At 69.0% G+C, this 12825-nt stretch carries 9 protein-coding genes; 1 reads left to right on the top strand and 8 read right to left on the bottom strand.

The features are described from left to right. Positions 1 to 135: 135 nt before the first annotated feature. The 3 genes from ACSU6L_RS21375 to ACSU6L_RS21385 all read right to left on the bottom strand — a co-directional run bounded on the left by ACSU6L_RS21375 (position 136) and on the right by ACSU6L_RS21385 (position 2547). A complete protein-coding gene (locus ACSU6L_RS21375; protein ID WP_437059070.1) occupies positions 136 to 1722 on the bottom strand; it encodes a serine/threonine-protein kinase in 1587 nt (528 codons plus the stop codon). Between the two features lie 250 nt (positions 1723 to 1972). Beyond that, entirely contained in the window at positions 1973 to 2236 is a 264-nt protein-coding gene (locus tag ACSU6L_RS21380; RefSeq protein WP_333763755.1) for a hypothetical protein, read from the bottom strand. Continuing rightward, the gene (locus ACSU6L_RS21385; protein ID WP_437059073.1) at positions 2233 to 2547 is read right to left on the bottom strand and encodes a hypothetical protein; all 315 of its coding nucleotides are present in this window, start codon (positions 2545 to 2547) and stop codon (positions 2233 to 2235) included. Before ACSU6L_RS21385 ends, ACSU6L_RS21380 begins: the two co-directional genes overlap by 4 nt. Before the next feature lie 147 nt (positions 2548 to 2694). Between ACSU6L_RS21385 and ACSU6L_RS21390 the strand changes: the two genes are divergently transcribed. Further along, positions 2695 to 2958: a GntR family transcriptional regulator gene (locus tag ACSU6L_RS21390; RefSeq protein WP_437059075.1), complete on the top strand. Its 264-nt coding sequence runs from the start codon at positions 2695 to 2697 to the stop codon at positions 2956 to 2958. 38 nt (positions 2959 to 2996) lie between these two features. On the opposite strand, the gene ACSU6L_RS21395 is transcribed toward ACSU6L_RS21390, so the two are convergent. The 5 genes from ACSU6L_RS21395 to ACSU6L_RS21415 form a co-directional block, all read right to left on the bottom strand. Further along, positions 2997 to 3665, bottom strand: coding sequence for a hypothetical protein (locus ACSU6L_RS21395; RefSeq protein ID WP_437059077.1), 669 nt, complete (start codon positions 3663 to 3665; stop codon positions 2997 to 2999). 111 nt (positions 3666 to 3776) lie between these two features. Then, positions 3777 to 6974 carry a type I restriction endonuclease subunit R gene (locus tag ACSU6L_RS21400; protein WP_437059079.1) on the bottom strand — a complete coding sequence of 1066 codons (3198 nt, stop codon included), beginning with the start codon at positions 6972 to 6974 and terminating at the stop codon, positions 3777 to 3779. Positions 6975 to 6976: 2 nt separating this feature from the next. Further along, positions 6977 to 8188, bottom strand: coding sequence for a restriction endonuclease subunit S (locus tag ACSU6L_RS21405; protein ID WP_437059081.1), 1212 nt, complete (start codon positions 8186 to 8188; stop codon positions 6977 to 6979). Positions 8189 to 8241: 53 nt separating this feature from the next. Then, positions 8242 to 10251: a type I restriction-modification system subunit M gene (locus ACSU6L_RS21410; protein WP_437059083.1), complete on the bottom strand. Its 2010-nt coding sequence runs from the start codon at positions 10249 to 10251 to the stop codon at positions 8242 to 8244. Between the two features lie 90 nt (positions 10252 to 10341). Then, positions 10342 to 12579 (bottom strand): N-6 DNA methylase, encoded by a 2238-nt coding sequence (locus ACSU6L_RS21415; protein ID WP_437059085.1) that lies wholly within the window; start codon positions 12577 to 12579, stop codon positions 10342 to 10344. Between the last annotated feature and the right edge of the window lie 246 nt (positions 12580 to 12825).

Here is a 12825-nt window from a genome sequence, read left to right on the forward strand (position 1 = left end):
GCGCGTTCCTGGAACGCTCGCCACCGGCCTGGCGGCCACACCGGTGAGCGCTGAACCACCTGGCGACGTGACCGTCGCGAGACCTCGGCCGCAGAGCAGCATGGTTCTGGCGATGCTGCTCCTGGAGGAAGCGGGTCAGGAAGCCGAACCGTCGAGGTCGAGGCGGATCACGGCGAGCGCCTCGGCGATCTCGACGGTCATCTCGTCCTCCGGGCCGAACACCATGCACATGTCCTGGTGGAGTGGTTCGAGGACCTGCCGCGCCTCGGCGGTCCGGCCCTGGGCGAGCAGCAGCATCCCGATGTTGTGCCGCAGCTCCACGGCTTCCTCGCTCACGTCGCTGTCGACGGCCCGCACGACGTTCAGCACACCCTGGAGCGCGGCCAGCGCGTCGGTGACCTGGCCGAGTTCGGCGCGGCACCGGGCCGCCTGGGCGCGGCAGGCGCGGGCCTGCTCGCCGGTGGGCCCGGCGATACGGGCGTAGGCGTCGGCGAGGGCGTCGAACTCGGGCAGGGCGGCACGGTAGTCGCCGCCGAGGAGGCGGATCGCCGCTCGCTGGCGGCGCAGCGCCAGGACCTGCTTGCTCTCGGAGCCGAGGGCGAGGGCGGCGGGTGCGATGACCTCGCCGAGCACCTCGGCGGCCTGCGCGAACCGCTCCTCCTCCAGCAGGGCGTCGGAGTGGGCGTACGCCTCCTTGATGTCCTCGCGCAGCCGGGCGGGGACGGGCACCGGCGGGGCCCCCGGGAGAACGGCCGTCGGCGCCGGACCACCGGGTGCCGGCGCCTGGGCACGGGCGCGGGGCGCGAACGGGCGACGGAACACGCCCGTCGGGTCGGGCGCGCCGGCCGGCCCGGCATCCGCCGTACCGGGCTCCTGGCCCGGCGGCGGGAGGAACGGCAGCAGCCGCGCGTACACCTCCTGCGTGTCGGCGGGCCGCGCCTCGGGCGCTTTGCGCAGCAGGTGCAGGACCAGCTCCTCCAGCGCCTCGGGGACGTCGGGCCGCAGCTGCCGAAGCGGGGTGGGGGCGGCGTTGACGTGCTGGTACATCAGCAGGTACTCGCTCTCCGCCTCGAACACGAGCCGCCCGCTGAGGAGTTCGTGCAGCACACAGCCGAGCGCGTACAGGTCGGTCTGCGGGGTGATGCGTCCGCCGCGGACCTGCTCCGGCGCCATGTACTGGTGGGTGCCGATGGGGCTGCCGGTGGCAGTCAGCTTGGTGACGTCGGTCCGCAGGATCGCCGCGATGCCGAAGTCGAGGACCTTCACCGTGCCGTCGCGGGCGACGAGGATGTTGCCCGGCTTGAGGTCCCGGTGGATCACCGGCACGTCGTGCGCGTACGACAGCACGGTCGCGACCTGCGCGGCGACGGCGGCCGCCCAGCTGACCGGCAGCGGCCGGCCGGGGTCGAGGTAGGCGGACAGCGGTACGCCGTCGACGAGCTCCATCACCAGGAACAGCCGCTCGAAGGACGCGTCGAGCACCGCGTCGTACACCTGCGGCACACCGGGGTGCTGGATGCGCGCGGTGATGCGGGCCTCGCGCCGAAAGCGCTTGGCGAACTCCTCGGCCAGCTGCGGGGACGTGACCGACGCCTGCCGGATGAGCTTCACGGCGACGGGCCGGTCGAGCACGGCGTCGTAGCCGCGCCACACGTCCCCCATGCCGCCGTGGCTCAGCTCCTCCAGGAGTTCGTAACGGTCGGAGATCGCCTCCTGCGGCACCTTGCCCCCGTTGTGCGTGATGAACAGTCACGGTCAGGGGTCAAGTGTGACCGCTGCGTCAGGATGCCGTCCAGGGTTCGCGTGCGACATGGACATGGGCCCGGCGGTGGACGACGGGCAGGAGGGGGCGGCGGCCGGCCTCCCGCAGCAGGAACAGCCGCGTGCTGCGGTCGGTGGATGGTGGGTGCCCAGCAGGAACCCCGGGCCCCCACGGCACCACCGGCCCTGCGGCCGAATTGCCTCTACGCCGTCACTCCCTGTCCGCCGCCATGATGCCGACGCATTCTTCGAGCGCGGCGTGCAACGGCGTGACGAAGGCGGCGAGCTCGGCGTCCGACGCCTTCCCCACCTCCAGCACTGCGCCGACGACCGTCACCAGGACGGCGGCGGCCTTCAGCGCGTGCGCGTCGGCCAGCTCCTCAAGACGGCCACCGGGGTGCGTGACCGCCAGGGCCTCCTTGCCGGTGGCCGGGTCGAGGCCGAGACTGCGCAGACGCGGCGTACTCGTGCTCATGCGGCGACCTCCCACAGAACCGGAACGTAGTCCTGCCCCAGCGTCGCCAGGACCGCCGCCCGGCGCCGCTCACGCTGAAGGCGGCGCCGGTCACGTTCGTCCCGCTCGCGTTCCCATTCGACGAGGTACGGCCGGACCAGGGGCATGCCGTCGGCGGTGATGACGTCCGCCGGGTGCGGGCACGTGACCACGGGCGGGGGTTCCGGAGCGGGCGGACAGGAGAAGGGGGGCAGTGGCGGCGGCGCTGCGGCGCGATGGGCACCCCGGGCGGGCAGGAACAGGGCCAGAATCGCGGCCAGTAGGCTGCGCATAGGTCGACTCCCAATCAGTCGGCTGAGGCCCCGGTAGGGAAGTAGCCGCTTCCCGTCGGGGCCGCTCTGTGCTGCGATCCAAGATAGCGTGGATAACCGCAGATAACCACGGATGCACGGAATGCTGTGGTCACCCACGCTGAGATCATGGAGCTTGACCGCGCACGCCCTCTGTGGCGGCAGATCGCAGCGGAGATCATCCGGCGCATCAAGAACGGCACGTATCCGCCGGGAAGCCGCGTGCCGTCCACTCTGGAAATCGCCCAGGAGTTCGGCGTAGTGAATGCGACAGCGGCGAAGGCGATGCGGCATGTGCGGGAGCAGGGGTGGACGCGGGGTGAGGTTGGGCTGGGGACTTTCGTCGCCGACCCCCTGCCGCCCTCACCCGAAACTCCCGCCCCCTCCGCATAGCCAAGCTCGGTCGCGTTCAGGGACCAGATGCGACGCTGCTACTTCACATCTTTGGCCAGGACGGCGACGGCAACCCTGCCCACCACCCTCGTCAGCACATAGTTGGTCGAGCTGCTGAAAGCGACACCCACGCCTGCCGGAATCGCCTTGGCCATCGCCTTCTGGGTGAAGGTGATGGACACCCGCTTGAACAACTGCTTGATCGTGACCAGGGCGGGCCCTTTGAGGTACTGGTAGACCAGCTTCTCGGCGATCTTCTGTACCGCCGCCTTGCCGCCCTTCGCCGCCATCTGTTCCGCCGAACCCGCCAGGGCGATGGTGAAGGCGAGGTGCTTCTTGTCCTCGGTGCTCAGCTCGGTCTCGAACACCTCGACCAGGCACATGCACATGTCGACCTGGAGCTTGAGCGCCACGGCGACGTCGGTGGCACCACCGCCCAGGACCGCGACCGCGGTCCCGATCCCCGGAATCACGCTTGGGACGGCGGTGGCAGCCCCAGCAGCTGCCGACATCTTGGAGTACCGGCTTATGATCTTGGCCGCGATCCGCCGCTTGTCCTCCAGGCTCTCGGGCTTCCGCTCGTTCTTGTTTTCGAAGGTCACACGGTAACCGTCCACGACCTTGGCGGCCGCTGCCGGTGTCATGACGATCGTCTCGACGGCCTTCTGAAGCCGAGAACCTTCGGTCTCGTCCACTGCGTTGCTCATTTACCCCTCCCCAGTCGTTGCACCTCATGGCGAGGGCAACCCGTACTTTCGGCCGTGCTGGTGACGTTCTCGAAGGACGCCCCGGCCGGCCACCCGGCCGGGGCGTACACGTCAGATGTCGTCGTCCAGCCCCTCCTCGCGGCGGATCATCCGCCAGGCCGCCTTGCGGGCGCTGCGGTCCAGGCTGGACTTGAAGCCCTTGTCGGGGCCGAAGTACTGGCGGCCCATGCCCGCGATGGTGTCGATGTGGTCGGCCATCTTGTCCGCGAAGACGTTGTCGAAGACGAGGCCGAAGTTCTCCTCGTCGTTGACGACGGCAGCCGCCCGCACCTTCGGGTCGGCCTTGGCCTCCTCGAACGGGCGGATGACGTCCTGCTCGGTGAACTCGGTGCCGAAGCGTTCGTTGAACTTCTCGATCAACTCGGAGAGCAGCGACTTCTCCGCCTCCTTCGCGCCGCCCGAGCCGTCGCCGAAGCCCGGCATCGTCGCCGGCCCCTCGGGGCTGAGGGAGACGTCGTACTCGCCGGTCTTCTCCACCCGCAGATGGCTGAGGTCGACCTCGCCTATGTCCACCCCGCCGTCCGCGCGGCGCGGCAGCCGGTTGAGGAGGTAGCGGCCGTAGAGGTGCAGCCGTTCCAGCTCGGCGTCCCGGTAGGGGACGATCTGCGCGAGGAAGCCGTACTTCCTGACGTAGTCGTTGAGGTCGGCGCGGAAGCCCTCCGCCGTCTCCTGGTCGTCCTCGTCGTCGCTTTCGAGCAGGTGCGTGAAGCGGGCGACCGCCGGGGACAGCAGCCGGTACAACTCGGCGTGCAGCTTCTCCCACTTGGACTGCGAGCCCGCCGCCTTCTCCTTGGCGGCGAAGTACGCTGCGGCGAACTCGTCCATCTCCTGCCCGGACAGGATCGCCGCCTGCATGACCCTGCTCTGCGCGGTGTAGAGCAGGTTGGGGTCGGAGGGGAGGGTGTTCGCCTCCTCGAAGTACGGGCGGAAGGACTCCTGTATGTCCTCGGCGTCGTTGACGAAGTCGAGGACCGCCAGGTCGGCCTGGGTCTTGCGCTCGGCGGTCCGGTTCAGCCGGGACAGCGTCTGGACGGCGGAGATGCCGGTCAGCGTCTTGTTGACGTACATCGTCGTGAGGAGCGGCTGGTCGAAGCCGGTCTGGTACTTCTCCGCCACGACCAGGATCTTGTACTCGCGCTGGCCCGGACCACCGGCGCGGACGGCCTTGTCGTCGGCACGCGTGTACGCGAACGCCTTCGGCAGCGCGCTCTCCGACAGCCCGCCGTTCTCCTTCGGCTCGGTGGTCTCCTCGCCGTCGATGGTGAGCGAGCCGGAAAAGGCGACCAGGACCCCCAGGTCGGGGTACTTGGTGTCGTAGTCCCGGTCCTTGATGTAGCTCTTGATGGCGCGAGCCATCTGTACGGCGGACTGCCGCGACGCGGTCACCACCATCGACTTGGCCCGCCCGCCGAGACGGCCCCGGCTGTGCGCCACGAAGTGCTCCACGATCACCTGGGCGTGCTGGGCGACCGTCGAGTCATGGGTCAGCGCGTACCGGGCGAGCAGGCTGTTCGCCTTCGACGGGTCGACCTCCCGCTCGTCGGGGTTCTGGTTCACCAGCTTCCAGTACGTGTTGTACGTGACGTAGTTGCGCAGCGGGTCGAGGATGAAGCCCTCCTCGATCGCCTGCCGCATGGAGTACGTGTGGAAGGGCCGGTAGGCCGCCTTGCCGTCGATGTCCTGGAGCGTGCCGAAGAGCTCGAGGGTCTTGGCCTTCGGCGTGGCGGTGAACGCGAAGTAGGAGAGGTTCGCGGCGCGGGAGCGCTGCTCGGCCCGCTTCTTGAGCTGCTCGTCGAGGGTGGCGCCTTCGGCCTTGACCGTGGTTGCGCCCGCGTCGTCCGAGTTGGAGTCCAGGCCGAGGTCGCGCAGGGCGGACCGTACGGCGGTGGCGGCGTCGCCGGACTGCGAGGAGTGCGCCTCGTCCACGATGATCGCGAAGTGGCTGCCCTGAATCTCGGTGGGGTTGCGCTGGAGGTAGTCCAGCAACGCCGGGAACGAGTGCAGGGTGACGGTGACGATCTTCCCGGTGTCGCGGGAGAGGGCCTTGGCGAGCTGCTCGCCCTTCGCTCCGTGCTTCTCGTCGATCTTCACGACGAGGCCAGCGGTCTGCTCGAAATTGCCGACCGTCTCCCGGAGTTGGGCGTCCAGGTTGCGGCGGTCGGTGATGACAATGACCTTGTCGAAGACCGGCACACCCGGCTTGAGGCCCTTGGCCACGGCGTCGGGGTCGAGTTCCCGGGGGTCGGTGGGGGTGTGCAGGTCGCTGAGGCGGTGCGCGAGCCAGCCGATGGTGTTCGACTTGCCTGAGCCGGCCGAGGCCATGACCAGGTAGTCGTGGCCCGCGCCGTGGGTGGCGGCGTGCGCGGTGAGCTTCTTGACCACGTCCCACTGGTGGAACCTGGGGAAGATCATCGTCTTGGTGGTGCCGCCGCCGGGCGTCTTGCTCTTGTGCAGGTGCACGAACCGCTGGAGCAGGTCCAGCCAGTTGTCCGGCTGCCAGACCTGCTCCCAGAGGTAGGAGGTCGCATATGTGCCATAGGCGGTGGGAGGCGGATTGCCGGCGCCGCCCGGCTGACCGGGACCGTTGGAGCCGGTGTTGAACGGGAGGAAGCGGGTGTTCTTGCCCTTGAGCTGGGTGGCGACGAAGACCAGGTCCGGGTCCACGGCGAAGTTCGCGACGACGCGACGGGTGAAGATCAGCTCGGTGGGGTCCCGATCGGTGCGGTACTGCTCCTTGGCCTGCTCCACCCCCTGCTTGGTCAGCGGGTTCTTCAACTCGGCCGTCGCGACCGGGATTCCGTTGAGGAAGAGGGCGAGGTCGAGCCGGTTGCCCCAGTCGGCCTGCTTGGTCGCGTATTCGAGTTCGCGGACCACGGTGAGGCGGTTGGCGCGGTAGCCGTCCAGCACAGAGTCGTGGGCGACGAGGTTCGGCTTGAAGTACGCGACGCGGAGGAGGACGCCCCGGTCCTTGACGCCGTTGCGGAGCACGTCGAGGAGGCCGTTGGTGGCGATGGCCTGGTCGAGCCGACTGGCGAACCCGCGCTGCGCCTCGTTCGGGTCGCCGCCGTAGACGGTGAGCAGCTCGCTCCACTCGTCGGGCTGGGTCGCCCCGATGAAGGTGAACAACTCGTTGGTGTCCAGCCCAAGATCGGCCTGGTAGTCCTGCGGGCGGGCTTCGCGCCAGCCGCGCTCGACCATGGCGGCGACGATGGCATCACCGAATGCGGACTCCGTGTGGATGGGGCTCATGGCTACGCGGCGACTCCGTCCGTTACGTTGCGCCCGCTGGCAGTGGATACGTCGAATTGGCCGGTTACGGCGGCGGTGATGAGGGCCTGGCGGCGCTCGGCAAGCACCCGACGCTGGGCTTCGAGGAGCCCGGTGAGTTCTCTTTGGTGCCGACGAATTGTTGAGGTGATGAGCAAGAGCTCGTCTCGGCCCTGCTCATCGACTGGCCACGACAACCTGAAGTTGGAGAGGTCCTCCATACCCAACGTCGGCTGCGCGGTGTCCGATCCGGTTACGTCCGATGCCTGTCGAAGAAAAGAGGGCGTGGTCAGCCATGTGGCAAGGAGCTCAGGTGAGACTCCTTGGCGTGTCCGCAGGGATGCTACGGCCCGAGCCACATTCGCCCCAGCTAGCTGGGGCGGCACAACTGCGGATCGCCCCATCGTCCCAACGACGCTGAGCAGAACGTCCCCGGGTCGCGTTACCGTCCGCGCGTATTGGGATGAAAGGTCATCCGGGATCTTTGCCAGCGAGTCGGCCCTGCCAGCCAGGTCCAGAAGGTCATTGACCCGGATGAATCGCACACCCGAATCACTGAACCGAGGAACCAGAACCCCATACCGAGGCTTCACCGCCAAGAGATACTTCAGCCTAGTGGGCTTATATGCGGCATTCTCGAAGGCGTTGTCGAGTGCGAGTCCGAATCGTTCTTCGAGGAGCTGTGCCTGGCGGCTGCGCAGGTGAGTCAACCTGTCGATGCGGGCGGTCTCGGCGTCGAGGAAGTCAGCGATGCGGCGCTGCTCCTCCAATGGTGGCACTGGGACGGGGAGGCGGTTGATGTCCCACTGGAAGAGATGTGGAACACCCATCCCTCCCTTCAGCATATTGATCGCGGCTTGCGTTACTCGACTTACCAGGACGTAACGCAAGAACGCCCCGTCAATCCCAGTGGGGCGAATAACCGCGATTGAACCGTTGACTGTCGCTGGCCGAGGAAGGTGCTTGACAAGATTGACGATGCCAAGTGTATTGCCGTCCTTGGCGAGTAGGACATCGCCCTTCCGCAGCTTCAGCTCCGGCGACTCTTGATACCGAAATTCGGTGATGTAGTTAACGTTGTCGAAGTCGATCTCGTGGCCCTTGATATTGGGTGTCGAGAGAAACGCAAACCCTTGCGGCTGGTACTCAGCGGCAGTGAGGGCCTTCCAGCCGATCCGGGCGTGGACCGATGCCACGCGGTCAACTCGGCTCTTTCCCCAGTGCGCAGGCAGCACAGGAAGTTCAACGGTCATTCCGTAACCTCACCAAGCAGCGCCTGAATCTCCGCCTCCAGCGATTTCAGCTCCGCGTCGATCTCCGCCAGCGGCCTCGGCGGCTTGTACACGTAGAAGTGCCGCGTGAACGGAATCTCGTAGCCGATCTTCGTCTTCGTGTGGTCGATCCACGCGTCGGGCACGTGCGGCAGCACCTCGCGCTTCAGGTACTCCTCGACGTCCTCGCCCAGCGGAACGTTCTCGTAGTCCCGCAAGTCCGCATCCGGCTCCGGCGCGCCCTTGACCATCTGGACCTCGCCCTCGGGGTCCCGGACGCCGACCGCATCCCGTACCGCCTTCGCGAACGGCGCCCCCGAGGGCCACGTCAGGCCGGCCGCGACCACCGCGTCCTTGAGTGCGATGAACGCCTCGGACTTCGTCACCCAGGCCGAGCCGAGCAGCGTACGCACCGCCGCCATGAACTCCTCGCTCCGCTCCAGCTTCGCCACCGGCTTGGCCGCCGCCAGCGCCGCCAGCGTCTCCTCCGTCACCTCGAAGCGCAGCTTCAACGGCCGCTCCACGGTGATGCGCTGGTAGCCGAAGTCCTCGTTCGAGAAGACCTTGACCTTGCCGTGCAGCGGGTGCTCGGGGTCCTTGGCAACCTGGACGGCCTCCGCGTACAGCCGCGTGATGTCCCCGATGTGGTCGGGGCGGCCGTTCGTCCCGTCACCCAGTTCCTTGCGCTTGTCGCCGAGCGACTTGCGCATCTTGACCCACTGGTCGCGCGCGTCCAGCAGGACGACCTTGCCCTTGTGGTCCTTGTCCTTGCGGTTCGTCAGGATCCAGAAGTAAGTCGAGATACCCGTGTTGTAGAAGAGCTGGTCCGGGAGAGCGACGATCGCCTCCAGCCAGTCGTTCTCCAGGATCCAGCGGCGGATGTTGGACTCGCCCGACTCGGCCGCGCCCGTGAACAGCGGGGAGCCGTTGAAGACGATGGCGATGCGGGAGCCGCCCCTGCCGTTGACGTCCACCGGTTTCATCTTCGAGATCATGTGCTGGAGGAAGAGCAGCGAGCCGTCGTTGATGCGCGGCAGGCCCGCGCCGAAGCGGCCGGCGTCGCCGAGCGACTTGTGCTCGTACTCGACCTCCTCCTTGACCTTCTTCCACTCCACGCCGAACGGCGGGTTGGCGAGGATGTAGTCGAACTTCCGGCGGGCGTGGCCGTCATCGGAGAAGGAGTTGCCGAAGCGGATGTTCTCCGGGTCCTGGCCCTTGATCATGAGGTCGGACCGGCAGATCGCCCAGGACTCGGGGTTGAGTTCCTGCCCGTACACCTCGACCGTCGCGTCCGGGTTGAGGGCCTTGATGCGGTCGTCGGCGGCGCTGAGCATGCCGCCCGTGCCGCAGGCCGGGTCCATGACCGTGCGGACGACACCCGGCACGGTGAGGGCGTCCGCGTCGGGCGCCACCAGCAGGTTCACCATGAGCTTGATGACCTCGCGCGGGGTGAAGTGCTCACCCGCGGTCTCGTTCGACTGCTCGGCGAAGCGGCGGATCAACTCCTCGAAGATGTAGCCCATGTTGTGGTTGGGCACGACGTCGGGGTGCAGGTCGAGGTCGGTGAACCTGCCGATGACCTGGTAGAGCAGGTTCGCGCCGTCGAGCTTCCTGACCTGCTGGTTGAACTCGTACTTGTCGAGGACCTCGCGGGCGTTGTCGGAGAAGGCGCCGACGTAGATCTGCAGGTTCTTCGCCGCGTTCTGCGGGTCGGCCGCGATCTTCTTCAGCGTGAGGTCGCTCTTGTTGTAGAAGGAGTGGCCCGAGGCCCTGCGCAGGAAGTGGCCGGTGTCGATGTCCTGGCCCGCGAACCTGGCGACGGTCTCGACGACCTTGTCGCGCGTCGGCTCCAGGACGCACTCCAGGCGGCGCAGCACGGTGAACGGCAGGATGACCTTGCCGTAGTCGGACTGCTTGTAGTCGCCGCGCAGGAGATCGGCGACGGACCAGGCGTGGTTCGCCAACTCCGTGTGCTTACTGCTGTTCAAGAGGTCCCGGCTTCCTTCCGAAGAGCGCCGTCCGGGCGGAGGACGGCAGGGATCCAGTGTGGTCGTGTGCGGTGGGACGCGTGGGGCGTTTCAGACGGAACGGCTGTCCGGGGCGCCCGACGTATCCGGGGTGCCCGGGGCGTCCGGCGGCAGGAGTACGCCGGCGGTGAGGCCGGTCGTCAGGGTGGCCGCGGCATCGGCGGCGAGGTCGGCGGTTCGGCGGACGGCCGCGCGCAGCTCGTACACGCGGCGGAACGCCTCCCCGTATCGCCGCTGCTCCTCCAGCGGCAGGAGCGGTACGCGCAGGCGGCCCGGTGTGACGTGCACGAGGGTGGAGCCGGTGGACGCGGAGGCGATGTTGTCGTCGGCGCCGAGGAACCCGGCCAGGAACCACGGGTCGAGGCGGGCCGGGTCGGGGCGCAGGAGATGGATGTGCTGACCGAGCAGCGCTCCGGCGTCCCGGTCGTCCGCGACCCGGGTCATCGCGGCCTGGTTGCCGCCGCTCGCGACGGCGCGGACGAGGACGTCCCCGGCGGCGACGGGCTGTGCGGCGTCGGCGTGGAGGTCCAAGGCCCCGCCGGACGGGGGGTTTCCGGTGGAGACGTCCTGGGCGGTGAGGACCGGCCGGTCCACGGCGGGGGCGGCGGAGCCTTTGGAGCCGCGGGTGCCGGGCGGTGCCGCCCGCAGCACGGTCAGGGCGCCGCCGCGCGCCAGGTCGGAGACCGTCGCCGTACGCCACTCGCGGGCCGAGGCCCCAGACGGCTGCCAGCCGCCGGACGCGGAGGCGGACGCCAGGGCGGCGACCTGCTCGACAAGTTGGTCGTGCAGGTCGTGGACGCGCCGGGCCAGAGCCGCGGGGTCGATGTCGGCCGCGGTCGCCCTGACATGGCGGGCCGGGGTGACGTCGACGACGTCGTCGAGGAGGTCGACGATCGGCACCGCGCGGGCGACGCCGGGCTCGTCGGCGAAGGTGTCGGGGGCGGTGGTGAACGCGGCCCACTGGCTGAGGACCCGCTCCGACAGCCCCTCCCAGTCGAAGGTGGCGGCGGAGGCCGAAGAGGTGGGGGCGGAGGCCGCGGAAGCGGAAGGGCCGGACCGGCGGGAGCGCGAGCCGCCGCGGGAGCCGGCACCCGCCGTCGCCGTACCGGTCGCGGTCGGCGTGCCCGTGGTGCCGTCCCGTTGCTCGCCCTCCCCGTCGACGAACAGCACCGTCGTACGGTCCGTGCCGCCCGGCTCGGGGCGTTGGAACACCCAGATCTGCAGGCCGATGTGGAGCGGATACGCGGCACGCGCCGGAAGGGAGACGACGGCGCGCAGGGCCCCGCCGCGGATGAGTTCCGCGCGGACGCGGCGGCCGGAGGAGCGGAAAGCCAGCGCGGGCGGCAGCAGCATGACCGCGTGGCCGCCCGGCTCCAGGTGTGCGAGGGCGTGCTGCACCCAGGCCAGCTCGGACTCGAAGCGGGGCGGGAGGCCGTACGCCCACCTCGGGTCGTAGGCAAGTTCGTCGTGACCCCAGTCGCGGTCGGCGAACGGCGGGTTGCACAGGACAGCGTTCACAGTGAGGTCGGGGAAGGCATCGGCGCGCAGGCTGTCGCCGACGCGGATCGCGGTCTCGGCCTCGGGTGCGGCGATCAGCAGCCGGACCGCGGTGCGTTGGCCCTGGACGGGGAGCGAGTCCTGCCCGAACAGCTCCCGCGCGCCCTGCCGTGCGGCGGCGGCGAGGAGCGTGCCGCTGCCGCAGGCGGGGTCGAGGACGCGGGACACGTCGGCGGGCAGGAGCCGTGCCATGAGCCGGGCCAGACCCTCCGGGGTCTGGTAGACGCCGCTGGCGGCACCCTCGTCCAGTTCGCGTTCGGCGAGGACGTCGAGAGCGGCCTGGGCCCCCGCCTCACGGACGCAGCCCAGCAGCGCGCGGACCGCGCCCGCGTCGTCCGGGCCGTAGTGGACCGGCTCGGCCTCGGGCACGGTGGCCGGGAGCTCGCGTGCGGCCTTCTCCGCTCGGGCGATCAGCTGGTCGTCGGGCAGGGCGGCGAGTTCGGCCGGTTCCTCCGGTGTACGGCGGGACGCGACAGCCACCAGCGGGAAGAGTCGCGCGGCCATCCCCGAGCCGGGCCCCAGCAGCCGTAGTGCCGTCCGCAGCTCCTCGGTCGGCGAGACGGCGGAGGTGTGACCGCGACCACGCAGCCAGGCCTGGACGGCCGACAGGTCGTAGAGCGGGCTGGATTCCGTGCCTGCGCTGGGTGTCGGGAAGTCGTCGTGGCGGCGGCGCCAGTTGCTGACGGTGGCGCGTGTGACCCCTGCGATGCGCGAGATCTCGGCGGCTGTCACGTGTGCGGAAGGCGCCGGTCGGGCTGGTGGCTGCTGGGGCATGGCGTGGAGTTCCGCACCTCTCGGGCCTGTCGGGTAGGGACGGTTAACACGTTACAACAGTCGTCAAATTCGTCAAGCTGTTTGACGGCGCTTTCATGGCTGTGCTTATCTGGTCACGCTTCCGAATGGAAGCATGCGCCGAGGCTCCGCCGCCGCACCGTGAAGCGTCCTGGCGCCGTACCGCGCCACGCATCCGATCTCTCC

Origin of the sequence: Streptomyces sp. enrichment culture (genome assembly GCF_964272855.1) — a bacterium.
GTDB lineage: Bacteria > Actinomycetota > Actinomycetes > Streptomycetales > Streptomycetaceae > Streptomyces.